This window comes from Leptospira gomenensis (assembly GCF_004770155.1).
GTDB lineage: Bacteria > Spirochaetota > Leptospiria > Leptospirales > Leptospiraceae > Leptospira > Leptospira gomenensis.
Genome location: NZ_RQFA01000008.1, coordinates 1 through 25098 on the forward strand (window position 1 = coordinate 1; position 25098 = coordinate 25098).

Sequence of the window (25098 nt, forward strand, 5' to 3'; positions counted from 1 at the left end):
CGAACCTACGCCAAGTTTTTGACCGCGACCAAACGTTTGGGCAAGAAAGCGGGAACGACGTTGTATCAGCCTTCTGCCTCTACCTCTGCTTCAGTGTCTGCTGTGGCGGCGGCCCGTCGAACTTCGTTTGGTTCTGAGGCGCCGGAAGAGGAGGAGGGAGCGAAGGATGCGCCACCTAACAATGACCAGGCGACTGGCGATTCTGCGGATGGCGTCAGACCAGGGGTTCGTGCACTTCGGACGGAGCGAAACGGATTGTGGGGGGAGCAGAATTGGAATTTGTCGGGAGAACATGATTCGTCGAAAGAACGGGATTTGCTAGAAGATCAGAATTCGTCGGAAAACTTGGACCCGGCGGGAGAACAGAATTTGTCGAGAAAACAGGCCCCGGCGAAGAAGCAAGAGTCGATGTCGTCGTCGGAGCCCGGCGCTGCTGGCACTCGGGCTGCGGGGCAGCGATCTGCGGAAAAGAAAACAATGAGACGAATCAATGTTCGGTTGGGAACGGGAAGTTGGACGTTGCTTGGGGCTTTGGCGCAGGCGCACGGGGTTTCTCGTTGTTATTTGTTTAATTATCTGTTGTATTTGGAAGAGGTCGGGGTCGGAGATTCTATCGAAGATACGATGAACGCGGGAGTTCCCACCTTTCACAAGCACTACAGCTATATCCTCCACCTCGATCTCACCTTCAACAGAGCCACAAGGCGACTACAATGTTTCCCCGAGTCCTCCTTTTACGCCTTTGAATACCGAGAATGGCACAAAGAGCCGGATGAATCGGATAATAAGACAAAAGCGTTTTGATCCGCTATTGCCATTTGTTCCATTGCTGATCTTTCATGCCGAAGATCTTTTTTTCGAAATTGGCTCTCTCTCATATACACAAAAGCCGAAAAACGCAAAAGGCCACGATTTTACGCGAAACATTCACGCATCATTTTCAAATAGAACTCAAATTTTTATAATACAAAAAAGAAAAGATCGTCCACGAGATCTCATACACAAAAAGCAAACCAACGACAAAGGAAAAAGAAGCCAAGGATACGGGCTTACGATTTTGAAAAAATAAGAGGAGCTTGTTTTCCACTTTTAGATCAATGAATGAACTAAACCCACACGAGCGAACCCGGCCGCGCCGAAAAACACAAGATTTGCAACCCCATTCCTTCCGAAAGACGAAGCCCTTTTCCCAGCCGACGATTGACGCTATTTAAAAGGAAATCAACTTAGGGAAACGTTCACGTCCAACTTTCCGAATCTGGAGAATAGGCCGATTCCTAACGCAGGTTTTCTCGGAATCTTAAGGGTTTCATTTTTTGAATCGATTATATTTGGAGCAGTAATTTCAATCGATTGACCGGAAGTGGCGAAGATGTTCATCGCGTTTCCGGTCGTCATATTCGCGATTTCCCCCAGGATATCTTTGTATTCGTTCTTGATATCCTGGTCGCTCATGCCAGGCATCAATACTCCGGCGATCTTGTAAGCCGTATCATAATTCAGACCATAAACGACTTCGCCGTTAAAGGTTCCGATTACACCGATGACGATAGAAAGCTCAAGATTTGTTTCGGGACTGTCTTTGATACCGATCTTACCTCGAATCAGTTCGGTCTTCAGCACGTCCCTGAATACGATGGTCGCCGCCTCCAAAAAAGGATTCACCAACTCAGCCCGAATTTGCATTATTCTTCTACCCTTTGGCCGATCCTTCGTTCAATCGGATATTTTTCCTGAAGCGACTGACTGATTTCCATTACGAATCCGTTGATCAGATTCGGATTGTCCCTCAATTCCGGTCCCTGCGAGGTTTTCATTTTAGACGAATTGATTTCCAAGGAAGCAAATTCCACAAAAACATTTTTTTCAGAGTCCTTGTAAGGTCCGCCGACTTTTTTATCGCCGAAACTCACGCCGGTTAGATCCTTTAGAAACTGACTGTTGTTTCCAAGGCGAACGATTTGATTGCCCGCTTTCAATTCCCACAGATTCAAAAGAGGTTGATCCTTAAAATCCTGAACGGGAATACCTAAAAGAACGGAAATTTTCGCAAGACCGTCGGGTTCTTCCTGCAATTTTTTCAGTCTGTTTTTCCAATCCTCTTGGGATTTGGAACGGTTTTCCAAGAGAATTTTACTTTTTAGGAAATTTTTTCTTTCCTCAAAGCTGACTTCCCTTCCTTCCTGATTTTTAGGAAGTTTTCCTTCCTTCTTTTCGGCTTCATACTTAGTTCTAAGGATTTCGTCCGAAATCGGGGCGTCTTTTTCGGCGAGTTTCGAAAGTTGATCGTCGGTGTAAGAGACCAATTTTAGGGAAAAGCGCGCCGATGTGGATTCTTTCTGGACCGCAATTTCTCCGTCCGTTTTTTTAAGATCCGAATTCAAAAGGGAATCATAAAGACCGCTCGCGTTCTTACGATCGATTCTGTACTGCATCGGCGCGGAATTCAAAATCTGCCGATAAATCGCCTCCGGCTTTCGCACGTCTTCGTCCGAATATCCGGCGCCGTTTACTGATTCGCGATAAATCCTTCTCGCCTCGTCCGAAAGTTCCTCTCGAATTCCGCTCTCGGAAACCGAAAATCCGGTCGCAGCGGCGATCTGATTCGTGACTACCAAACTACGAATGGTTTGAAACGCACAGGACTGTAGCGTGGCCGGATCCTCCGCTAAGGAAGGGGCGATGTTTCTGTATTGAAAAAAACAATCCCTTCTTGCCGCTTGAAAGTAATCCATCGGAATGGAAACGTCTCCGATTTTTCCGGCGTTCAGACTGGAACGACCGGAAAGCACGTCGAAAAAGCTCTTTTCCGCGTCTCCCGGAAGAAAGGTGATGATAAGACCGATGACCAATATACTGAGAAAAAATCCGACGACTGCGCGGATGATTTTATCTTTGAGAGTGGCGTTTTCTAATTCCATGATTGTATCTGTTAAACTTGAAAGGGTCTGTGAAGGAATATTTCTGTAAAGGAGAAAAGTGAGAAAAACGCTTCAGAATCCCGCAGAAACGACAGATATAGATTATGATGCTCTTTATTGCGATCGCACTCATTCTGGTAGGACTTCTTTGTTTTATCTACGTCTCCCTGAATCCGAATTCGGGGAACGATCGAACAACTTCCCTTCGCAATCCATCCAAATCCGCGCCTGCGGATTCGGATCTATTTGTCGCCAGACCGAATTCGAAACGAGGAGCCGAAATTCTCGCGAACGTCAAACGGACTCAATCTCCTGACGTTTTGGAAAAACAAAAGAGAATGGAGGACCTTTTTGTGGAAGGCAGAAAAATTCCCAAACAAAATAAACAATCCTCCCCGGCATCGTTCTCCGCCTTCGAATCGGAAACCGGTTTGCAGGAGACCGAGGATGGGATTCGACGAAAAGAAATCGACTCCCTCGGAGTTTTGGATCCGCAAACTCATCCGTCCGGAATTCAAGTTCTGGAAGAATCCGTCTCCGGCATTCAGTTCGAAACTTCTTCTCGGGCGGAAGACATCCGGGAAGTCCGATTCGAAATCGAAGGAATTTTGTATCTGGACGCGAGCCGGGATCTTCCCTACGAAGGTTTGGCCGATCAAAAACGCGATCTTTCTCCGGAACTTCTGAAGGGTTTGAAACGAATCGGCGCGGGAAAACTGCAGGAAAGTAAGGGCGCCGTTTTTTTCGACGCGTTGAACAGCAGTTATCGGTATTCCTTTTCGGAAATAGAAAAAATCCTGTTTTTCGACGAAGGAATCGTTCTGATACCTTCCCAATCCGATTATCCGGTTCCCGTTTTTTTTACGAAGGAAATCGACTCCCTAAAATCGTATCTCGAACATTCTCAAAAGACAATCCTTTCCTAACTTCCCTCGGTTAAGAATTAGATTTTTTGAATGTGATTATCTGCCTTCCACGTGGAGAATTTTCGTGGTTTTCACGAGAATTCTGACAAGGACGTAAAACGCAAGCCCGCCTCCGAAAAGCACGATCTGAGGAAGTCGGATCGCATCGATCAAACGACTGACCGGTTCGTTAAAATAAACCGCCGCCAAATCGAAAACGCTAAAGATCACGAGAATTCCGAACAAGCTGGGATACTCCCGTTTGAGTACGTTGCGGATCGAAAAGGAGAGGGAGGGTTTTTTATATCCGGAAAGTTTCGGTAAAAACGCCGGGACGGTATTCGCCCAAACAAGATACGCGTCTCCGAATTTTTTACGAAGGAATTGTTCCTCAGCAAACATAATTCTTTCGTAATATACCCAAAAGAAGAGAACGAAAATCGAGGCGATCAGAAAATTTTTGAGAAAAAGAACCGCTCCCAAATACATCAGAAAATTTCCGAGATAGAGAGGATGGCGCAAGAGCGAGTAAATCCCCTCTTGATTAACCACGTCGGCAACTTGTTGTTTGGTGTTTCTTCCGGAAGTTCTCGCGGGAGCGTAACCGATCACGAAACTTCTTACGAACAAACCTAATAAGCTGATCGTTAAACAGAAAGACTGATAATAAAGATGATACGTGTAGGAGTTGCCTGGAAATTGATAAAAAGGTAATAAACCGAAACAAAGAACCAGAATGATTCCGGGAATATAAGATCTCCAGCGAAAAAGAAAATTCCCTTGCGATTCGAATTCTTCGATCAAAGCCATACGTTCATCCTAAGTTTTAGAGTTCTTTTGAAATGAAATCGGAAGGCCCGTACCTGTCAATAGAGAATCCTCGTTGGAAACCTCGCTTTCAACGCATACGAAGAAGTCCTCGGTTCAGAACGGAACCGCGTGAGCGGATCGAAAACTGGGTTTTTCGTTTGCGACCGGTTCACGGAATCGATTCAAAAAATCCGGCTCCATCACAAAAAACAACGAGTCGGTTTCGGTTTTAAAAATCGGTTCCTTGTGTTCGGTCTTTCCGATCCATTCGAATTGATAAACGGAACCTGAATCGGTCCCGAACTCGACCGTGATACCTTCGTCGGCGGACAGGGGAATGATTTTTTCCCGGAAGGGTTTTTTGAGAATCCTATTCGCGGAAACGTTCAAGGTTTCTTCGATCCAAGTTTCGCATTCTTTCTTGGCACAAAGATCGTTTCGATTTCCCCGGACTTGCTCCCATTTTTTCGTATGGATCCGTTTCCATTCGTAGACCGATTCCGGTGAGGATGGCGAGAATATTAGAATAGTATGAATTTCGTAAGGATCTAGATTTTCCGGAAACGGGAATTTGGAAAAGAAAAACTCCTCGTCCCCGCGTCCTACGGCGGAAATCAGGTTTTCCTCAACGAGCCAGATCTCTCCCGTTCTTACGTCTCGGACTACGTTTCCTTTTCCGCCCGTCCCTGAAATTCCTATTTCGAACCGCGAACTATCTCCGGAAACGGTTTCCACTTCCAGTCCGAGTTGGTCTCCGGCGAGTCCGTAGTCTTCCCGTTTTCCGGAATCGGTTTCCAACAAGGAGAATTTTTTAAGGTTCAAAATCGTATTCAAAAAATAAGATATTCTTTTTTCGTCGCTTCTTCCGGAAACTCCCCGCACGTTTACGCTCCAGGTTCCGTTCCTTTTTTCCAAAACGGTTTCGTGTCCTTTTCTTCCGATTTGCACCCGTTCCAACGAGGAAGCGGAATACGGAAAAATAGGATCGGAATTCGCGTAGGTTTTTTTAAAAAGATCGAACGGATCGGTGGAAAGCAGGAAAACGCAGAGGCAAAAAACGTTGAACCCGGTCAATAGGAGAGTTTGATCGGTCTTCCAGATCTGGACGATCCGATCGGAATACTTTTTGATACGATTCAGGGTTTTACACTCCCACCGTTTGGATAGGAATTCCGTTTTCTTATCCGATAAAACGCGGCTAAACCCAGTAAAAGAGGAATTCCCAGTAGGTGAAAATAGCTTAGGAATATCCGTTCGGAATCCGTAAACGGTCTTAACGTTTCGATCGAGGATTTTTTTCCGCGAATTTCGATCAGGTCGCGATTTCCCGTTACCAGGTCAACAATATTTAATAAAAATGGAATATTCGATTCCTGAAATATATCCCTGAATTCCGGTAGAACCAAAAGATCCGAAACGAGATACGGGGTTCCAATCGCCAAGATCCGCGAAGTTTTTCCCTCCGGAGTTTCGGCTAAAAACGCCGGGTCCGTCTTCGCCATATTATCTTCGTTTTGAGTGTTCGAATACGCAGATCGAAAATTACCTTCGAGTAAAATCCCTAGGATTTTTTTTTCTCCTTCCGGTTTGGGAGGGTTGGCATGGATCTGTTTTTCGCCTAACGCGACAAAGTCGGCCCGGGATTCCGCCTCTTCGGAAGAAGTGATCAGGATTTCCGTTTTGACTTTCGGTTGTTTTTCCGGATAAAACGTCAAACTAGAAACCCAGGGAAGAAGCAGGCTTTTGAGAGGACCGGTATACGGGCTTTTTTCGTTTAACATTTTATTTCCGGAGCTCGCTACGATCCAGGGGGCATAGGGAAATCTTCCGATCACACCCGGTTCCAACTCCAACAAAGGTCCCATCGGCAGAGAATGACGTAGATCGAAGACGAGATCCGTGTTGATCCGTATTCCGTAATTTTCCAGAACTCGGTTCGTTTCCTCGATTTCCGCGACCGGTCTCGCCATTCCGGCTTTCAGCTCTTCCGTTGTCGCGCCGATCCCGTGTTCCCGTAGGGGAGGTTCGAGACGGAAGTCCATAGATTTCGCGAGTAGAATCAGATTCCCTCCGCGCATCAAAAATTGGTCCAAAAAATATCGGGAACGTTCGGAAAAGAAAGGTGTTCCGACACAAAGGAGAGTGTGTACGGGATCGGGGACGGCCCCGTCTTCCAGGTCGATTTCGGTTAACGTTCCGAATTCTTCCGGAAAAATCTGATGGAATAAGATTCCGATCGAATCTTTTCCGCTCTGAGGTCCGGGAGCCGCCACCGAAAAAGAACCTCGGTTTTTTAGGATCGCGATTCCTGTTTCCCCCGGTTTACGAAATATCTTTTTGACTGCCCTTAGTACGTGGGATTCGATCTGTTCCGCGTAGAATTCCACGGGTAACGTTTCCCGTTTCGCTCCGGATGAAACCGTGAACCCCATAAAAACTTGTTTTACCTGCGCGGAACCCCGTTGCGTTCTTTCCAAAATCTGCGGTTCGATTCCAGCCTCGAGCGCTTTTTTGCGGTCCGTTTCGACCCGATCCGGATCGTAAAAGCGGAGTACGATTTTCGTTCCTCCGACCGAAACAAGAGAGCGTAACGTATCTTTGACGAGATCCAGACGTACCTTGTATTCTGCGGGAACTTGGGAAGAATAATACGCGTCTATGTGCAGATTGGCCGGCAGACTTTCCAAAAGACGTTCCGTGCTTCGTGAAATTTCGAAACGTCCCGAAGAGGAAAGATCCTTTTTACAGGAGATCCTTTCGGCGGCTACGTTCAGCCAAACGAAAATAAGGAACCATTGAAACATAAGAAAACGCGGATTCCCGTTGAGACGGAAAAAAAATTCTCGGATGATTTTCCATTCTTCCTTCATCGTTTCGACCTCAATAGAAGTACGTTTCCGTATAACACGAGTAAGTCGAAACTCAGATAAAAGAATACGTTTCCGAAATCCAAAATTCCCAGACGAAACGTTTCATAACGATACGAAAGAGAAAAAAAAGAGAACCGATCCCCCAGACCGCCCAGAAGCGGTTCGAGAGGTTTGTATCCGAATAGGAAAAACGCGGAACAAAACAAAAACGCGAGCAGATACGCGCTCGATTGTTCCTTCGTAAGCGAGGACGCGAGACTTCCCAAAACTAGATTCGATCCGCCCAATAGAAAGGTTCCGAGATACGACGCGAGTATGATTCCCATGTCCAAATTTCCGAGGTAAAAAACGGAAAGAGGTATCGTTACGGTGCACAACAGTACGAAACCTAAAAACGCCCAAGCCGACAAAAATTTACCGAGGACGATTTCGAAATCGCGCAGAGGGAACGTGAACAATAACTCTATCGTACCGGTGCGTTCCTCTTCGCTCCAAAGTCGCATCGTAAGGGCGGGTATAAAGACGAGATAAAGAATCGGGACGGATTGAAAATACGATTCTAAACTGGCGGTTCTTAGGTCCCAAAACGAGGTTTCGCCTAAACCGAAAAAAAACAAAAAGGAAACGAAGGAAAGAAACAAACAGGCGAATAGGGTCCCGATCGGAGTGCTGGTATAAACGATCGTCTCTTTTCGAAAAATCGCCGTTATACGACTCCAGGATTCGCGTACGGAAAGAAGTATGTTCATTCGGATTCGCTCCGCTTCAACGTTTCGAAAATTGATTCGAGCGAATTTTTCTCCGGATAAAAAGCCCGGACTCGAAACGGAATCATTTTTAGAATCTCGAAAGGATCCGGCGCGGAAGCCGAACGCGGAACCATCTTATATTCCGAGAACGAATCCTCCCGTTTTCCGGTCGTCTCGATTTTATACAACGTGTTTCGGAAAAACGATCGAAGGTCTTCCGGATCCGCCTCCACCCAGAGTAGTACCCTCTTAGAGACGGATGAAAGCTCGTTTACGGGAGAGTCCGCGATCAATGTTCCGTCCGCGATGACGAGAATATGATCGCAGAGTTCCTGTACTTCGCCGAGTATGTGAGAGGACAAAAGAATCGTTTTGGTTTTCGCCAGGGAGCGGATCGTATCCTTGAATTCGGAAATTTGAATCGGATCCAGACCGGATGTGGGTTCGTCCAAAAAGACGTATTCCGGGTCGTGTAAAAGAGTCCCCGCGAGACAAAGCCTTTGTTTATATCCTTTGGACAAAAACGAAATCGGACATTCGAGAACGGTTTCCAAATCGAATCGATACGAAATCGAACGAATCGAAGTTTCGACGCGGGAAGGGGAAACACCGCGCGCTTTTGCGCAAAAGAAAAGATATTCCCGTGCGGTCATCGTAGTATAAACGGGAGCGGACTCGGGAAGATAACCGATTTTTTTTTGGATTCGGAATCTGTTCTGGGAAAAGTCGGAATCGGAAAAAAGAATCTTACCGGAGTTAGGCGACAAGAAACCAGTAAGAAGTCGAAGGACGGTCGTTTTACCGGCGCCGTTCGGACCCAAAAGCCCGGTGATTCTTCCCGCTTGTATTTGAAACGTAAGATCGGAAACGGCCTTTTTGCCCTGATACGATTTGCTGAGATGAGTGACGGAAACGGTTCCCATTGGGGTAATCCCAGGGAAGAAGGATCTTAGGAAGGAAGCAATCGTTTTTCCGAATCAGAGCCCCAACTTTCCGTCCACTTTGAATTTCTTGAATACGTCCAAAAGGTCCGGACTCAGATTTTTGATACGCATCCTTACGCCGTAGTTATCCAGAAGATTTTTCACGGTGAGAAGTTTTGCGATTCCGCTTGAACTGATTTTTTTTACCGTTTCCATCATAAAATCTACTTCGGTAAGGGCGCCGTTGGAGGCCTTTTTGGAAACCTCGTCGAATATTTTATCATAACCGTCGATCACCTGAGTATCGATCAGGACTTTTCCCGATTTTCCTTCCACGTTTAATTTTGACATATGATTTTTTCCTTAACTCGTTTCCGAAGTAGTTTACGGATTCGTTTTGTTGGGGAACTCGGGTTTTGAATCGTACGTTTCCCGTAACAAAGGATCTTTCCTCGAATTCGAAACTTCCTTTCTTTTGTTCACAATCGTAGACGAAAGAAATTGCGATCTTCGGAGAGTGATTTATATCATTCGATTCGTAAATTCATTTCCGAATTCCCGCGATATAATTTATTAACGAAGCGGATTCGTCGAAGGCCCATTTTTTATAATCCGATCCGCGGTCGATCAGTTCCCAGCCCGATTCCAGGAGTGAGGAACGGATCGTATCCTCCGAAAAATATCTGTGTTCGTGGACTTCGGAAAATTCTTGTCCGGTCTTTTTTTCGGAAAAGGTAAGAACGGTTTCTAAAATTTCGGAGTCTTCCCGATAACGGTTTTCCCAACGAATCTTAAATCCTCCGGCGGTTTCAAAAAACGTTCTTCCGTCAAACTGCGATTTGAAGTTGTACAAACTGGAAAGATCGAAAAAAAATAAACCGTTCGGCTGGGCATGATCTCGGACTTTGCGGAACAACGTCCTGAGTTGCGCTTCGGTTTTCAGATAATTGAGAGTATCGTGTGTGGAAACGATCAGGTCGAATTTTCGACCGGGAAGGGAAAAATGTAGAATGTCGGAATGGATCCATTCGCCTGAAAGCGGCTTTTTTCGTGCAATTTTGAGCATTTCCTCGCTTGAGTCAATTCCCACAAACGAAAGAGAGGAAGGAAATTTTTCCCACAATTTGCAGGTTCCGCAACCCAGATCCAAGATCGTTTGCGGAAGAAATCGGGACGCGTGCACCGAATAGGAACTCAGTATGAATTCCGACCAACGATCATATTCCACCTCGCGCATGATCGCGTCATAAACGGTCGAAAAGCCGGTATAGGGCTTTTTTTTAAGCATAATTTAATTTTTTCTTGCTCTTTTTACGATCTTTCCAATAGTCAATCGTAATTTGATGAGACATAATGTTTCCGGAAACAGACTGTCTATGGTAAACAAAATTCAATGGGACTAGAACTACTCCTGCCGTTTATAGCCAGTGTAGGAATTACAATCCTTCTTCGTAGGCTGGATAAATCCAACTATAAACTCAGTCAGATCAAACGATTTACGGGAAAAGTTCAGGAAGAACTGAGCGATATCGCATTGGAAAAAATCCAATCCGTAAAAGACGCGGGAATCGATCTCGAAATCAGTCTCAAACAAACCAGAAAACTCGCAAACGACGTTCACAACCTCAACGACGAATCCAGACAACTTTTAGAATCCATCAAAAACAACCGCGATTTTTTGGATTCCGTAGCGCGCGACCTCAAAGAGGTGGTGCAATTATCGTCCGAGATTCGGGAAGAATCCAACGCAATCCAACAGGGACTGCTTCGTATGGAGTCCGGTAAAAAAGAGATTCAGCTGTTGGATCAGAAAATTTTGGATCTTAGGACCGAAGCCGAAGCGGTTCTCGAGGTTTTTACGGATAAGGTCAATCTTCGTTCGGACGAACTTTTACAATCCCTCGCCGCCAAAATCGTTGAGCTCGAAGAATTATTGGAGATCAAAAACGATAAGATCGATCAAGGTTTGAATTCGATCGCACAGACCTATCGGGAAAACCTGGAATCACATTCTAATTCTCTAATGCGTGATTCCTTGGGAAGGATCGAACAATTGCGTTCGGAAGTTTCCTCCCTTTTCGAAACGATCCGCACTCAGGAAGAGGATTTGGATCTTCGTTCCGAAAAGTTACAAACCGTATTCCTATCCGTTAGTGATAAACTCGAACGACTCGATCTGCGTGTGGAAGAAAAAGCCGAAGCTGCGGATCGGAAACTGGAAGAGATGGCCCGTCTTTCGGAAAAATCGGCGCAGGAAAAATCGGATCGTATCCTCGAGCAAGTGACTCATTCCAAGGAAGCGTTTCTCAACGGAGTCAAACTCGAAGTCGATTCCATCCGTCGCGAGATTGAAGGGATGAGTTTGGAAACGATGACTAGGCGAGACGAAATTCTCAATGAAACGAGACGTCAGGCGGAATCGATCAACGAATCCATACAATTTTTTCAGGAAAAATATCTCGAAGCGGAAAACAAACTGCTTCGTCAAGCGGACGCCCGCAAGTCGGAACTACTGCGTCAGATCGACGGTTTCGAAGAGGAATTCAATCGGATCAGCAGCAATCTTCGTGCGGAAGCGGACGGTTTAAAAAAGGAAATCTCTTTCGGTTTGAAGGAATTCCACAGTGCGCTCGATTCCGCAAGGGAAGAAGCGAAGGAAAAAACCGTTTCCGGAATTTCCTCTCTGAAAGAGGAATTCGATTTGGAACTCTCCAAAGTTCATCAGGAACGCAGCGCTTCGATCCGTCAGGATTTGGAAGCGGTCAAACAATCCATTTCCGCACTCGACAAACAAATAGGCGCTCGGATCAAGGACGTGGATTCCTATTTGGGAGATCTTCAGTCCGCGATGGAATCCAGCGCGGGAGAATTGTTGTCCCAAGTCGAGGATAAGATCGATCAACTTTCCGGCACCGTGGACGAAGAGGTGCGTAAGATCGACCAGAGATTCGAAAATCTGGGTCGTTATTGGGAAGAGGAATTGGGCGGAATCCGTCTGAACACTCAGGATCAGATCGGCAATCTTCAGGAAAAACTCGGCGGGATTCATCTGGAAGGAAAGGGACTCCTTCAGGAATTCCAAAACGAATTCAACATCCAAAAAGAGAAAATCGAAGACTTCGTTTCGCGTTATAAAACCAATTTTCAAAAAGAAGGGGATTCCGTTCAGGAACGTTTGGGCGAATCGCTTCGCAACATCAAAGAGGAAGGCAACGAAATCCTTCAAGGGCTCCGGGAAGAATTTTCCTCCACCATCGATAAGATGGAACAGATCGTAAAAAAGAACGAAAAGGTGCTCGAGATCCACGCGGAAAAAATCCGAAACAACGTGGAAACCAATCTGGAGAACGCAGGCCGAGACGCCGAACGCGTGTTAGATCGTCTTCGCGATTCCGCGGAGGATTTTTTCGAAAAACAAGAGGAAAAAATCAGCCGTTTAAACGGGACGATCGACGCAAAAATTTCGAAACAGCTGACTTCTTTGATGGACAAAGGTCAATTGCAACTAGGTCAGCTCGAAGAAAGAATCAGCAAATACATCCTCGAAGTAAAAAAGAATCTGGAAGAATCCCTCAAGACTTCCCGCAAAGACAGCGACGAACAGATGAAGGGATTCCAAAAACAACTTCAAAATCAGTTGCGCGAAATGGAAGCGGCGTCCGAGGAATTTTTGCGTTCCGGAAAAGAAGAATTCGAAGATTCGATGGAAAGATACAGGGACCTCCAATCCGGTCTCAAACGCGATCTCGACGAGATCGCAGACGCGAAGAAGAATCTCATCGCGGAAATCCGGGAGGAATCCGAAAACCTTCGTTCTTCTGTCGAAGAAATTACGGATAAGATGGAAGAGCTGGCGGAAAAGGCGGAACTTTTCCACAAAGCCAAAGAAGTCGTGGAACGAACCGATTCCTACATCCACACGATGGAGGATCTGCTTTCCAGAGCCGACGGCAAAACTTCTTTGTTAAGCGACATCTCCGAAAAATTGGACGAGTTACAAAATCTGAAACGTTCCTTGGTTTCCGAAACGGAGGACTTAAAACTCAGATTCGATTCCATCGATTCCCTTCGGGATTCTTCGGATCGATTGCGCGCCGAGTTCGAAGAATTACAAACCAAATCCTCGGAATGGGAAGATACGTTTGCGAGACTTCTCGAAGCGGGAGAAAAAGCCCTCTCAATGGAAGACACGTTTACGGACCTCAGCGCGCGTCTGGAAATTTTGGAGTCGGTTCGAGAGGAAGTGAAAGGTCTTTTCGAAGAGACGGACGCTCACAAAGAATCCGCCAAAGGACTTACCAATCAATTGTATTCCCTGCAAAACGACGTTGAAATTTTAGAAGCAAGGGAAAGGGAAATCGCGGAAACGGTACGGAAGACGGACGATCGTATCGAATCCTTGTTCCGCAAAAAAGAGGAAATCCGTTCGGTCGAAGCCAAGTTCGAAAAGATAGAAGATCTCATGGTGGATCTATCCGAACGTCATAAACAAATCTCCACTCTGCAACAAAGAATGGAGGATCTTAAAGCGAACGCGAGCGTCGCCAAGGAAGATCTCGAAAGTCTTTTGAGCGAAGCCGACGACAAGTTCGAAAAGTTGTCCGGATTTTTGGACGCCGTGGGAGCCGTTACGGAGCCGGCAAAGGATTCTGGAAAACGAAAGGATTCCTCCCAGGATCATCTGATCCAAAGAAAAAAAGCCACGGTGTTGAATTTGTATCATAACTTCCAATGGCCGGCGGAAACGATCGCCGAAAAACTGAATCTGGAAACCGGTTTGGTGAATACGATTCTACAAAGTGAGTCCGCGAAGAAGAAATGAAATATTTCTTGACGATCGTTCTTAAGAACCGTATGTCTCATTGGTTTCGGAGTCGTTCGGGAAATACGTTTCCCGCAAATCGAATTCGTCTGCTTTCGGTGAGAATGGTATCATTTTTTTTGAAAACAAAGGTAAGGTCGCAAAGGGAAAGGTTCTAAAAGGTTGTTCTTTTTCCGGGTAACTGAAAAGAATGCAAACAGGAACCGCAAACGGAAGTAAAACAAACCTGGACGGCCGTGAACCGGAGCAATATTGAAGATGGCACAAAAGAAGAAAACTAAGACAGAGAGGAAGAACTCCATGGCTGGAAAGAATGTCGAAAAAGAAACCCTGATCGTAACGAGCAAAGTGAAGGCTTATATTAAGTCCAAAGGCTTTATGACTTCCGGAGACGCGATCGACGGATTGAACGAAAAAATTCATCAACTCATTGATGATGCGGTAAAACGTACGGAATCCAACAAAAGAAGTACCGTTCGCCCGACCGATTTCTGATTCGATTTGATCTTCATCAAAAATAAGAGCGAAATCGAAAAAATGAGAGCGGCCGGGAAACTGGCCGCTAAACTTTTGGATTATATTTCCTCTTACGTGAAGCCGGGCGTTTCGACGTTGGAGATCAACGATCTCTGCGAGGAATTTACCCGAAAACACGGCGCGAAATCGGCTCCTCTCGGTTACAAAGGATTTCCGAAGTCCGTTTGTACATCCGTAAATCAAGTCGTTTGTCACGGGATTCCGAAAGCGACGGAAGTATTGAAGGAAGGAGATATCATCAATGTGGATGTGACTCCTCTTTTGGACGGATACCACGGAGATTCCTCCCGTACGTTTCTCGTCGGTGCGAAAACGGATCCCACGGTGGAAACTTTGGTGCGTGATACGGAACGTGCGATGTACATCGGGATCGAACAGATTCGACCCGGCAATCGAGTGAACGATATTTCCAACGCGATCGATGATTTTCTCACCCCCAAGGGTTACGGTATCGTACGGGATCTGATGGGACACGGAATCGGTAGAGGGTTTCACGAAGATCCGCAAGTTCCTCACTTTCGTCAAAATCGCAAACTCGCTAAATTGGAACCTGGAATGATATTCACCGTCGAACCGATGGTCAACCTAGGAACCTGGCAAGTGAATTTTTCCAAAGAGGATCACTGGACCGTAACTACAAAGGACGGTAAGTGGTCGGCGCAATTCGAACACACGGTTCTTGTCACCGAAAAAGGCTATGAAATTTTGACCATATCGGATTAATCTGGCGGCATGGAAACGATACTCGGTTATCTTAGCTCGCTCGGTAAAGACGCGGTATTTTTTTTAATCAGCTTTCTTCTCTTTTACATCGGTAAAAAAATCAAGGATTGGATCGAACCGGGCGACTTGGATCACGAGATCGTGGTCCGCAACAACACCGCGGTTTCCTCCGGTCTTGCGGGCTATTACTTCGGTTTAACGCTCATCCTTCTCGTGATCCTTTCCTCTCCCGCCGGAGATTTCGTATCCGATTGTTTTCAGGTTTTGTATTACGGAATTTTGGGAATTCTTCTCTTAAACGTTTCCTACTTCATCAACGATAAACTGATCTTCCGCAGTTTGGATCTGAACGAACTCGTCTATATGGGCAAAAATACCGCGGTGGGTGCCTTGGTTTTCGGAAGTAGCGTCGCTTCTTCGATTATCATCGCGGCTTCTCTAAACGGGGACAATTCCGGTCTTTTATTTTCTTTCTGGAAAGAATGGGGTTTGCTCGAACCGGTCCAAAAACTTTTGGACGGAACCGTTCTCGGAATTTTGTTTTTCTGCATAGGACAGTTGGCGCTCATTCTATTTACGATCGTCTATAAAAAAATGATTCCGTATTCCTTGGATCTGGAATTAAAACAAAAGGAAAACTTGGCGGCGGGAATTTCCTACAGTGGGGCCTTGATCGCTTTGGGGATCATCATCGCAAGGGCCTTACACAAGGATCCGATTTCGATGGAACAAACCTTGTTTCATATCGTTTTGGATTTTGTCTTGGGACTCGTTGTCATTCCGGCCGTTCGACTGATCACAGACGCGATCATCCTTCCGGGAAGTACGTTAAAAGAGGAAATTAGTAGGGATCAAAACGTAGGGGTCGGAGTTTTGGAAGCGGTGGTTCTGATCTGTTTCGCGGGGATTTTGTATTTCGCGGTTTGAGGTTTTGTCCGTCAATTTTTAGCGCGTATGACCGGAAAACGTGGGATTCGAGATTCGAAACGTCGGCGCGCACGTCGTAGGTGTTGCGTCCGAAACTTGGAATTCTAAAAAAACGATTCAACGCCGAGACCTTTCGCATCGATGTCGTTTAATAAATTTCTCTGGATGTATAGAGTTTCCACTCGAGATGATAGACTTTTCTGATACCGTATTCGAAGGCTTCTTTTAGGAATCGAATCCTTTCCTCGTAGTTCAAAGACGCGGAAGAAGACGGGATAGGAACTACCTTAAAAATTTCGGAGCTCAATTCCGAAAAAACGATCCTATGATTGGAATGAAACGGTTTTAACTCGCGCTCCTGAAATCCCCGAAGAGCGCCGACGAGAGAAGCGAATACGATCTGTTTGGAGAATTTTTCCCGAGGCATGGATACCAATCGAACGGCGGCGATCGCGTCCGCGTAAGAAATACGTTTCGAGTGTTTAGGAAGAAGCGAATGTTCCGTCTTCGGAAATTTGATTTTTTCAGATAACTCTTTTCGCATACACTTTATATATCAAATTTATGATAGAAAGTAAAGAAATAATTTCCGAACTCGCCGAACCGATTGAAAACTCCGGTTTCGAACTTTACGGAATTTGTAAAGCGTTCGTTCCCGAAGAGGATAAGACGAAAATTCTTTCCTGGGTAAAAAACGGAAACCACGGAAGAATGGATTGGTATCCGAAAAACATGGAACTTCGACTCGAATTCAAAAATATCGGCTTCGAAGCGAGATCGGTCATCGTACTCGGGACGATCTATAACGATCCGGAATATGATAAAATCAGCAAAACGATGTCATTTCGATTTTCAAAGTATGCGATCGGCGAAGACTACCATCGTGTTCTGAAAAAATCGGCGGCTTCCCTTTTGGAAACGTTACAAAAAAAATATCCTCATCACCGATTTCGACAAGGAGTGGATTCTCTTCCGGTTCCGGAAAAAGTGCTCGCGCGAGAAGCCGGTTTGGGTTGGATCGGAAAGAACACGAATCTAATTCATCCGGAGTTCGGTTCCTTTTTTTTTCTTACGGTTCTACTTACGGATCTTCCGATTCATACGGTCGCGGTTTCGGTTCGGGACCGATGCGGAACGTGCACCGCTTGTTTGGACGCTTGTCCTACCGGAGCCTTACGTCCGTACGAAATCGACGCGGGGAAATGTATTTCACATCATACGCTCGAGGATCGTTCGGATGTGATTCCCGATACGTTTGGATGGATCGCGGGGTGTGATATCTGTCAGGACGTTTGTCCCTGGAATCGGGTAAAAGCCGCTAAAAAGGGAGTTCGCACCCGCAGGGAAGAGTTTAAGGCCCGCGCTTTGTTTCGGGAAAATCCGGATTCCATTCTGGGGTTTGACGAAGAGGACTTTCGCGGAAACTTCGGCGATTCGGCGATTTCGAGGATGAGTTTTTCCATGTTCCGCAGAAACGTAGAACTTTGTAAACGGAGTATCGAACGGGAAAAGGAATCCTGATCCGATTTTTACTACTTCGATCGATGGGATGTTTTTCTTTTTTCGATCGCGCTTTTTTTCGAAACGGTGCGGGGTGCGGATTTTGCGGAGGATCTACGTTCGGGGGGGACGGAACCCGTCGTTTCGTAATACTGAACTAACATTTCCTGCGCCATACGAAGAGCCTCCTTTAACGGAACCTCCTCCGGATCCAAATACCATTGTAGATACAGCCCGTCGATGAGCGCCAATAAAAGCGCGGTCTTTAAATTCGTTTCTGCTACATTAGAATTTTTGAATAAAATATTTTCTGCGAGTTTCTTTCGGAAGCCGCGGTACATTTCGAAGACCTTCTTACGCGCCTTCGAGTCGGAGGATTCGTTCAGAATCAACGTGAAAAAGATTCCGTTTGCTTCGGGGGTTCCTATAAAAAAATCGGCGAATTTTTCGAACAAGGGAGGAAGGACGGATTCTCCGGCGGTCAGTCCTTCCCGGACGGAGGTTTCGACTTCCAAAAACAGACGATCCACGAGTTCGATTACGAGACCTTCTCTCGAACCGAAATGCCAGAGGATGCTGCTTTTTGCGGTTCCGGAATATTCGGAAAGTCGATCCAAACTCGTATTCAAAATTCCGTGGATGGAAACGAGATGTTTAAAATCGGAGAGAAGTTTTTCCCTCGTGTTTTTTCCTCTGGAAGTCGGTCCTGAATTAGCCATGTTTTCCCGAACGTTCCAGAATTTTCTCGGCCGCGACCATACTAAAGGCCATAATCGTAAAACTAGGATCCACGGAAGAAGAAGTCGGAAACACGGAGGAATCGCTCACATAAAGATTTTTCGTTCCATGAACTCGATGAGAACTGTCCACAACGCTCGTCTTAGGATCGGAACCCATTCTGCATCCGCCTCCGGGATGAGGCGCGGCCATCATTGCGGTCACCGGTTCCAGCGTAAGTTCGTCGATACGGTTCAGTTCCGACGGAGAACGAATCGTTAAACCCGATGCATTCGGTATCAAGACTTCTTTGGCTCCCGCTTTTAAGTTGAGGAGAGTCTGCTTTTTGTAACTGTCTTTCATCATTTTTTTCGTGATCGGTCCGAAGGAATAATTCACTCGTCTTCGGTTTTTGCTCCAGGTTATGTTTCCCAATTCCGTCTCCACGTCGTCCAGCCAAGCGATGGTTCCCCCCAATCGAGGAAGATTTTTCATATATCTTTCGTGTTGTTCCCCGAATCCGGGAAGTGTGGCGCCTAACGCGCCCGGTTGTAATTGGTTGGGCATCAGCATATAGCCGCCTTCCCGATAGTTTCCGTTTTCGTCGTAACGAGCCAATCGAAATTCTTCCACCCCGTAAGCCGCCGGAATATTTCTCCATTGTATGATTTCCTCGTCGAACAGGGAATGAACGAACACGGTCGGATTGATGGATACGAATTCTCCGAGAGCGGGAAGTTTTTTCTTCCATCCGTTTTTCAACAACAAAGTGGAACTTCCGAAACCTCCCGCTGCTACGACGAATACTTCCGCCTTTACGGAAAGTTCGATTCCGTTTTCCTTTAAGGTTCTTCGATCGATGATTCGAGCGCGTAAGGATTCGATCCTATCGTCCTTTTCTACCAACTCGACGGCCTTACAATCGGCGTAAATGTCCGCCCCCGCCGCGACCGCCATGGGAATTTGTGTTACGAGTTGACTCTGTTTCGCTCCGAACGCGCAACCCTGCATACAGTGACCGGACTTCTGACAATTTTTTCTCGCCTGAGGAACCCTTCTTCCTTCCCAACCTAACGCGTGTGAGGCGGTCTGCACCAGACTGTTCATACGGTTGAAAAATTGGTCTTCGGCGGGATGTACGTTCAATCTTTTTTCGAGGATCGGCCAGAAGGGAGCCAGGTCCGTTTCCGTGTGTCCTTGGATTCCGTATTTTTTTTCCCAGAGGAGAAGTTTGTCGTTCGGTGTCCTATAACTGTCCGCCCAATAGTGAACGGAAGCCCCGCCCACGTTGTTCCCGTATACGATATTGATCGTTCCGTCTTGGGTGGTCGCGAGATTTCTTTCTCCGGAAACCTTTGCGGCCATATTCAACTCGTGATTGTCGAAGGTTCCCGTATGATAGTAACCTCCCTGTTCGATCAGAACGACTTTTTTACCGGCCAGTGCGAGTTGAAGAGCGATCGTGGAACCGCCGCAACCCGTTCCCACCACGCAGACGTCCGCCGTTACTGTCCGATCGGCGTCGATGTGTTTCCATTCATAGATTTTTCCGGACATACGTATCTCCTATTTTTTTCGTATGAGATTTTTATAATATATTCGAGATTCGCTTAACGTTTCCGGAAAGTTTCCGAACGGACCGTCGTAACCGATCGTTTTCCAAGTACTTTTGTGTCCGTAGTAAACCAGAAAGATCGCCATTCGAACGCTGGAAACCACGAGACGTACGAATTCCGATTCGTCTTCCAAGGCGGTTTTCAAAAAGGTTCGAGTTTCCTCCGGGGTAAGACGCGAAAACCGGTTCCAATATCCGAATCGAACGGGAAGATATTCCAAAAGGGAAAGTGCCAACGCGAAATCCCCGGAGATACTTTCCTCCAGAAAAAAAAACTCCTCGTCCAGACGTTCGATCACCTGCGCGGTACGGACGTCCGGGAATCCTTCGGAATCGGGTAGGATTGCCTTCGCGAAAGATCGTAGTACGTCTTCTTCCCGCGGACCGAAAAAAAGTCCCACGGTTTTTTGGAAGGATTTTAGAACCCAGGCGGTCGTCGTGAACAGGAACAGACCGATCAAGGATCCACCGATGAATTTTTTTCGACTGAGTTGGATTGAATTCATAATTGTACCGAATGGTCAGTACAATTATGGACCCGTAAAATCTGTAAATCAAAAAAGGAAAAAATAGGATCCGCTTACGGGAACCCACGGGAATCCGATCCGTTGGTTTTGTTCGACGATCGGCGAAGACTCGTTCGGGAAACGTTCGAATGGGTTGAAAAAGGTTTTTAAAACGCGAAAAATCTGATCTAATTTCCAGCTCTTCGGCTTTTGAGGAAACGATTCGAATCCATGAATTCCAAATCAGAATCCACGGAATACAAACCGCCAATCTTTCATTCGGACCGCTCGGGTAATTATCTTTCCTCGAACGAAGAGTTTCATTCGTTCCTTGAGATCCAAGAAACCGAACAAAGCCTATTTCGATTTACGAAATCGGTTTCCGATCGTATCGTCTCGTTTGCAAAAGACGCATTTCAGGACAAGCTGATCGTTTCGGTCGAATTTACGACCGAGTCTGGTTTTTTCAAAAAACGATCCGTATTCCTGCGTAAAATATTTAAGGACGAAGAGGTTTTCGAAGTGGAAGGAGTTGTTCTTCCCGAAACCGAAACACGACGCCCCGACCACGATGCTCGTTTCGTGGAGATCAATCGTTCGTATTTGAGTTCGAAAGAAATCAACCGATGGATCCTCCGCGCCAAGTCCGTCCTGAAATTGTATGAAGGAGTGTGCAAAATTCTAATAGAGGAGAAGGAGAATTTCGGTTTGGTTTGTTTTGCCACCGTCGAAGCGGGAAAAAATCTCGTTTTCCAAGTCGCGTTCGCGGGGGAAACGATTTCTCTCGCCGATCCGGAAACACAAGCGATGGATTTGGGACCGGGATTGGCGGCGGTAAAAAGCGGAACTCCTGTGATCATCGAGGACATAGAAGAACTTTCAGATTTCGTTTCCTGGAAGAATCTATGTGTTCGCGCGGGACTTTTATCTATGGGGATTTTTCCGATCTTTTTACTCGGAGAACTTACTTCGGTGTTTTGCCTTTTTTCAAAACGGAAAAATTTCTTTTTGGAAGAGGAAACGGACGCTTACATCCGAATATCCGGCGATATTGAATTAGGTTTAAAGAATATTCGAGAAAGTGAACATAGATTTTTGGCGGTAAACGCCATGCGGGAAAGCGACGAACGTTTTCAGGCGATCTTTGAAACGGTCGTGGACGCGATCGTTATGATCACGCCCAAGGGAACGATCATCATGTTCAACTCGGCGGCGGAAAAAATGTTCGGATACAATTTCACCGAGGTAGTCGGCAAAAACGTGAACTTTCTGATGCCGGAGCCGTATCATTCCGAACACGACCAATATCTTTATCGATATCTGGAAACGGGCGAGAAAAAAATCATCGGAATCGGAAGGGAAGTGGCCGCTCGAAAAAAAGACGGAAGCGTTTTTCCGGTCGAGTTGGCCGTTTCCGAATTTTTTCAAAACCAGAACCGTTATTTCGTGGGAGTGATCCGGGACATCACCGCACGAAAAAAATCGGAAACGGAATTGCTGGAAAAAACGGATGCCCTCGAAGAACTGAACCGAAGTCTGGAAGCCAGAGTGGAATCCGAAATCGCGAGCAGAAGGGAACAGGAAAAGACCATGATCGTACGGTCGCGTCTCGCGGATATGGGGGAAATGATCGGTAACATCGCCCATCAATGGAGACAACCTCTGAATGCAATCGGTCTACTCGTACAGGATTTGGACTACGTTTTCGCCGCGGGGGATTTGGACGAAAAATATATTTCCCAAAACACGAAAAAGATCATGGAAATATTGGAGCAGATGTCTTCCACTATCGACGATTTTAGGAATTATTTTCGTCCGAATAAAACGAAGGAGAAGTTTTCCCTTAAAACCGTAATAAACAAGACGGTCTCCCTTATTTCAGGAAGTTTAAAAAATCAAAATATTAAAATATTCTTTAATTCAGAGGAAGATTACGAGGTTTTCGGATTTCCGAACGAATTTTCCCAGGTCATTTTGAACGTCCTCGCGAATTCCAGGGACGCGATTTCGGAGAATAAACCCGACGATCCTGAGATTTGTGTGGAATTAAGAAAGGAAGGCGATCTAAAAGTGGTGTTATTAAGCGACAACGGCGGAGGTATCGCGCCTGAAATACTCGAAAAACTTTTTCAACCCTATTTTACCACCAAGGACCAAGGGCAAGGAACCGGCATCGGCCTTTATATGTCCAAGTCGATCATAGAAAACAACATGGGTGGACGGATCCAGGCGCAAAATCAGGGTAAGGGCGCTTTGATACGGATAGAACTTCCATGAACGCGCCTTCGTTGAAAATCCTTTACGTCGAGGACGAAGAGTTGATTCGTATCATGATGGTACGGTTTTTGGAACGCTTTCAATTTTCCGTATGTTCCGCCGAAAACGGAGAAGTTGCCTGGAATCTATTCCTTGAGTATAATCCGGACGTCGTAATTACCGACATTAAGATGCCCTTACTAGACGGTATAGAGCTTACGCGAAGGATTAGAGAGCAAAATTCTAATATTCCGATTGCAGCGATGACGGCCTTTTCGGAACCTGAGATTATAGAAGAGGCGAAACGCGTCGGCGTAAGCGAAATTTTGTTCAAGCCGGTTAACGTGGAAAGGATCAAGGCGCTTCTTCTTACATACGAAAAATAGAATATTTGTAAACCGAAAATATCATAATAATTGAATCTATTTCGATTAGGAGTTCGGTCGTTTGGCAGAAGCAGAAGAAACGTTAGAGAACGGTATTTCCTCCGGTATTTCGAGGGAACTTTCCCTGGAAATCGACACGAATTATGCGGTCGAAATCGCGGAAGACATCTATTGGACCGGTTTTTACGACGAAAGGGAATCGCTTCATTGTAATCCGTATATGATCAAAAACGGTGACAGCACCATTTTGATCGATCCCGGTTCCATTCCCGACTTTCCCGTGGTGGCTCGGAAAATTTTTTCCTTAGTCGCTCCGGATTCAATCGAAACGATCATTCTACAACACCAGGATCCGGACCTTTGTGCGAACGTTCCTATCTTCGAGGATTTGAGCGGTGATAGTCCCGTGCAGATCGTCGCTGAGACACGGACCGTTTATTTGATCAAACACTACGGGGTTAAGGGGAAAATCATACGAATCGGAGACGGTTTGACCGATTTCGAAACTCCGAGCGGTAGAAAGCTGCAATTCGTCAGCACTCCGTTCGCACATTCCCCGGGCGCCATGATTACGTACGACGTGAAATCCAAGGTACTTTTTACCAGCGACATTTTGGGCGGACTCGGCAAGGAATGGTCGCTCTATCACGACACGAAAGCGCTCGATCATATGAAGGCGTTTATGCAGGCGTATATCCCTTCCAATCTTGCGTTACGTTATGCGCTCTTAAAGATTTCGGATTTTGACGCGGAAGTGATCGCTCCTCAACACGGCCAGATCATCCGTAAGGAACAACTTCCGGCCATCATCGACGAACTCTGGAATCTTCCCTGCGGTCTCGATCTTCTGAAGGACGATTCGATCCAAAAGGCTAGAAGAGGTGAATTACGTTGAACGAGCTGGCCGAATTCGCTAAAAGTATCGCGATCGGTACTCCGGAAGACATCATTCGTAGGGAAGAGGATTATTATCGTGCGTTGAGTCGGATCGTACGTTATCGGAACAAGGAATCGTTAACCCGGGAAATGATGAATCATATCGTCAACAGCGATCGCAATCGCATTCTTGAGGAGAAAAAAAAAGCGGACGTACTGCTTCAGAATATTCTTCCGGAGTACATGATCGAAGAGTTGAAACTACGTGGAAAGGTGAGACCGATTCAGCATGAAAACGCGGTGGTCATTCTCACGGACTTCGTCGGTTTTTCGGATATCAGCCGTTATATGAGTCCCAATGAATTACTGAAGGAACTTTCCATTTACTTCGACGAATTCGAAAAGATATGCGTCCGTCATAGAATCGAAAAAGTGAAAACCATAGGGGATGCTTTCCTCGCGGTCGGCGGTTTGGGCGGTTACAAACGAACCGCTAAATTGGATTCGATTCTCGCGTCTTTGAAAATGATGGAATACACAGAGCGTAAAAAAAGGGAAAAACTCAAACGAGGAGACGACGCTTGGGGACTTCGTATCGCGATCCATTCCGGTACTTTGATCGCCGGCGTGGTCGGACACACTAAGATCGCGTTCGACATCTGGGGACATACCGTGAACCTCGCTTCCCGCATCGAAAACGTAGCCGAACCGGGAAAGATCACGGTTTCGAAATCGATCTACAACGACGTGCGCGACTATTTCGATTGTACGTATATCGGTTTGAAAGAACTCAAAGGTGTGGGAAGTCACGACTTATATACCGTGGATCAGATCAAAAAAAAACTTGCGGAAGCCGGTTCGAAAACGTTGCCCGGCCCCGGTTTCCGACGTTTGTATGATTCGTTGGAAGCGGGAAAACACGTCATGTTTCGGGACGGTAAATACCATATTTCGAATCCGGTTCGTCCCGAAAAAACGACTCGCACTTTGCTGAGGGATTAGAACCTACACAATCCGGTTTTTCCCCCGCATAAAAATGCGTTCCGGATTCAAAA

The 25098-nt window shown here is 46.1% G+C and carries 23 protein-coding genes and 2 pseudogenes; 11 read left to right on the plus strand and 14 right to left on the minus strand.

From position 1 onward, the window contains the following. Positions 1 to 408 precede the first annotated feature (408 nt). Complete coding sequence (locus tag EHQ17_RS00700; protein ID WP_135736118.1) at positions 409 to 804, plus strand: DUF1564 family protein; 396 nt, start codon at positions 409 to 411, stop codon at positions 802 to 804. Between the two features lie 417 nt (positions 805 to 1221). Here EHQ17_RS00700 and EHQ17_RS00705 read toward each other — a convergent pair whose 3' ends face one another. Continuing rightward, complete coding sequence (locus EHQ17_RS00705) at positions 1222 to 1686, minus strand: chemotaxis protein CheX (protein WP_135592665.1); 465 nt, start codon at positions 1684 to 1686, stop codon at positions 1222 to 1224. Then, positions 1686 to 2921 (minus strand): hypothetical protein, encoded by a 1236-nt coding sequence (locus EHQ17_RS00710; protein ID WP_135592667.1) that lies wholly within the window; start codon positions 2919 to 2921, stop codon positions 1686 to 1688. Before EHQ17_RS00710 ends, EHQ17_RS00705 begins: the two co-directional genes overlap by 1 nt. A gap of 104 nt (positions 2922 to 3025) precedes the next feature. Here EHQ17_RS00710 and EHQ17_RS00715 point away from each other — a divergent pair, with 104 nt between their 5' ends. After that, the gene (locus tag EHQ17_RS00715) at positions 3026 to 3847 is read left to right on the plus strand and encodes an LIC_11490 family protein (RefSeq protein ID WP_135592669.1); all 822 of its coding nucleotides are present in this window, start codon (positions 3026 to 3028) and stop codon (positions 3845 to 3847) included. 36 nt (positions 3848 to 3883) lie between these two features. Here the strand turns inward: EHQ17_RS00715 and lmtA are convergent, their stop codons facing one another. The 7 genes from lmtA to EHQ17_RS00750 form a co-directional block, all read right to left on the minus strand. Continuing rightward, positions 3884 to 4636 (minus strand): lipid A Kdo2 1-phosphate O-methyltransferase, encoded by a 753-nt coding sequence (lmtA, locus tag EHQ17_RS00720; RefSeq protein WP_135592671.1) that lies wholly within the window; start codon positions 4634 to 4636, stop codon positions 3884 to 3886. Between the two features lie 114 nt (positions 4637 to 4750). Next, positions 4751 to 5710: a hypothetical protein gene (locus EHQ17_RS00725; RefSeq protein ID WP_135592673.1), complete on the minus strand. Its 960-nt coding sequence runs from the start codon at positions 5708 to 5710 to the stop codon at positions 4751 to 4753. 62 nt (positions 5711 to 5772) lie between these two features. Further along, positions 5773 to 7506 (minus strand): GldG family protein, encoded by a 1734-nt coding sequence (locus tag EHQ17_RS00730; protein WP_135592675.1) that lies wholly within the window; start codon positions 7504 to 7506, stop codon positions 5773 to 5775. Continuing rightward, positions 7503 to 8255 carry an ABC transporter permease subunit gene (locus tag EHQ17_RS00735; RefSeq protein WP_135592677.1) on the minus strand — a complete coding sequence of 251 codons (753 nt, stop codon included), beginning with the start codon at positions 8253 to 8255 and terminating at the stop codon, positions 7503 to 7505. Before EHQ17_RS00735 ends, EHQ17_RS00730 begins: the two co-directional genes overlap by 4 nt. Further along, complete coding sequence (locus EHQ17_RS00740; protein WP_135592679.1) at positions 8252 to 9178, minus strand: ABC transporter ATP-binding protein; 927 nt, start codon at positions 9176 to 9178, stop codon at positions 8252 to 8254. Before EHQ17_RS00740 ends, EHQ17_RS00735 begins: the two co-directional genes overlap by 4 nt. Before the next feature lie 54 nt (positions 9179 to 9232). Beyond that, on the minus strand, positions 9233 to 9529 hold the full coding sequence (locus EHQ17_RS00745; protein WP_135592681.1) for an STAS domain-containing protein: 297 nt from the start codon (positions 9527 to 9529) through the stop codon (positions 9233 to 9235). A 193-nt stretch (positions 9530 to 9722) separates the two neighbouring features. Beyond that, entirely contained in the window at positions 9723 to 10466 is a 744-nt protein-coding gene (locus EHQ17_RS00750) for a class I SAM-dependent DNA methyltransferase (protein WP_135592683.1), read from the minus strand. Positions 10467 to 10571: 105 nt separating this feature from the next. Here EHQ17_RS00750 and EHQ17_RS00755 point away from each other — a divergent pair, with 105 nt between their 5' ends. The 4 genes from EHQ17_RS00755 to EHQ17_RS00770 all read left to right on the plus strand — a co-directional run bounded on the left by EHQ17_RS00755 (position 10572) and on the right by EHQ17_RS00770 (position 16187). Further along, positions 10572 to 14000: a SpiroCoCo family coiled-coil protein gene (locus EHQ17_RS00755; RefSeq protein ID WP_135592685.1), complete on the plus strand. Its 3429-nt coding sequence runs from the start codon at positions 10572 to 10574 to the stop codon at positions 13998 to 14000. 300 nt (positions 14001 to 14300) lie between these two features. Next, the gene (locus EHQ17_RS00760; protein ID WP_003008197.1) at positions 14301 to 14495 is read left to right on the plus strand and encodes a hypothetical protein; all 195 of its coding nucleotides are present in this window, start codon (positions 14301 to 14303) and stop codon (positions 14493 to 14495) included. A 6-nt stretch (positions 14496 to 14501) separates the two neighbouring features. Continuing rightward, entirely contained in the window at positions 14502 to 15260 is a 759-nt protein-coding gene (map, locus tag EHQ17_RS00765; protein ID WP_135592687.1) for a type I methionyl aminopeptidase, read from the plus strand. A gap of 9 nt (positions 15261 to 15269) precedes the next feature. Next, positions 15270 to 16187: a DUF350 domain-containing protein gene (locus EHQ17_RS00770; RefSeq protein ID WP_135592689.1), complete on the plus strand. Its 918-nt coding sequence runs from the start codon at positions 15270 to 15272 to the stop codon at positions 16185 to 16187. 148 nt (positions 16188 to 16335) lie between these two features. Here EHQ17_RS00770 and EHQ17_RS00775 read toward each other — a convergent pair whose 3' ends face one another. After that, entirely contained in the window at positions 16336 to 16731 is a 396-nt protein-coding gene (locus EHQ17_RS00775; RefSeq protein WP_135592691.1) for an LIC_11502 family protein, read from the minus strand. A gap of 20 nt (positions 16732 to 16751) precedes the next feature. Between EHQ17_RS00775 and queG the strand changes: the two genes are divergently transcribed. After that, positions 16752 to 17708 carry a tRNA epoxyqueuosine(34) reductase QueG gene (gene queG, locus EHQ17_RS00780; protein WP_135592693.1) on the plus strand — a complete coding sequence of 319 codons (957 nt, stop codon included), beginning with the start codon at positions 16752 to 16754 and terminating at the stop codon, positions 17706 to 17708. Between the two features lie 143 nt (positions 17709 to 17851). On the opposite strand, the pseudogene EHQ17_RS20340 reads toward queG, so the two are convergent. The 4 genes and pseudogenes from EHQ17_RS20340 to EHQ17_RS00795 form a co-directional block, all read right to left on the minus strand. After that, positions 17852 to 18028: pseudogene (locus EHQ17_RS20340) on the minus strand (TetR family transcriptional regulator C-terminal domain-containing protein); the annotation flags it as partial. Positions 18029 to 18229: 201 nt separating this feature from the next. After that, positions 18230 to 18406: pseudogene (locus EHQ17_RS20345) on the minus strand (TetR/AcrR family transcriptional regulator); the annotation flags it as partial. After that, positions 18399 to 19961, minus strand: a complete 1563-nt coding sequence (locus EHQ17_RS00790; RefSeq protein ID WP_135592697.1) for an FAD-dependent oxidoreductase — start codon at positions 19959 to 19961, stop codon at positions 18399 to 18401. The gene EHQ17_RS00790 and the pseudogene EHQ17_RS20345, both read right to left, overlap by 8 nt. A gap of 9 nt (positions 19962 to 19970) precedes the next feature. Continuing rightward, positions 19971 to 20525: a hypothetical protein gene (locus EHQ17_RS00795; protein ID WP_135592699.1), complete on the minus strand. Its 555-nt coding sequence runs from the start codon at positions 20523 to 20525 to the stop codon at positions 19971 to 19973. Between the two features lie 231 nt (positions 20526 to 20756). Between EHQ17_RS00795 and EHQ17_RS00800 the strand changes: the two genes are divergently transcribed. The 4 genes from EHQ17_RS00800 (at position 20757) to EHQ17_RS00815 (ending at position 25045) form a co-directional block, all read left to right on the plus strand. After that, positions 20757 to 22802, plus strand: a complete 2046-nt coding sequence (locus tag EHQ17_RS00800; protein WP_135592701.1) for a GAF domain-containing sensor histidine kinase — start codon at positions 20757 to 20759, stop codon at positions 22800 to 22802. Beyond that, the gene (locus EHQ17_RS00805; RefSeq protein ID WP_135592703.1) at positions 22799 to 23167 is read left to right on the plus strand and encodes a response regulator; all 369 of its coding nucleotides are present in this window, start codon (positions 22799 to 22801) and stop codon (positions 23165 to 23167) included. The genes EHQ17_RS00800 and EHQ17_RS00805 overlap by 4 nt, the downstream gene beginning before the upstream one ends. A 61-nt stretch (positions 23168 to 23228) precedes the next feature. Then, positions 23229 to 24062, plus strand: a complete 834-nt coding sequence (locus tag EHQ17_RS00810) for an oxygen-binding di-iron domain-containing protein (RefSeq protein WP_135592705.1) — start codon at positions 23229 to 23231, stop codon at positions 24060 to 24062. Continuing rightward, positions 24059 to 25045 (plus strand): adenylate/guanylate cyclase domain-containing protein, encoded by a 987-nt coding sequence (locus EHQ17_RS00815; protein WP_135592707.1) that lies wholly within the window; start codon positions 24059 to 24061, stop codon positions 25043 to 25045. The genes EHQ17_RS00810 and EHQ17_RS00815 overlap by 4 nt, the downstream gene beginning before the upstream one ends. The last annotated feature ends 53 nt before the right edge of the window (positions 25046 to 25098 follow it).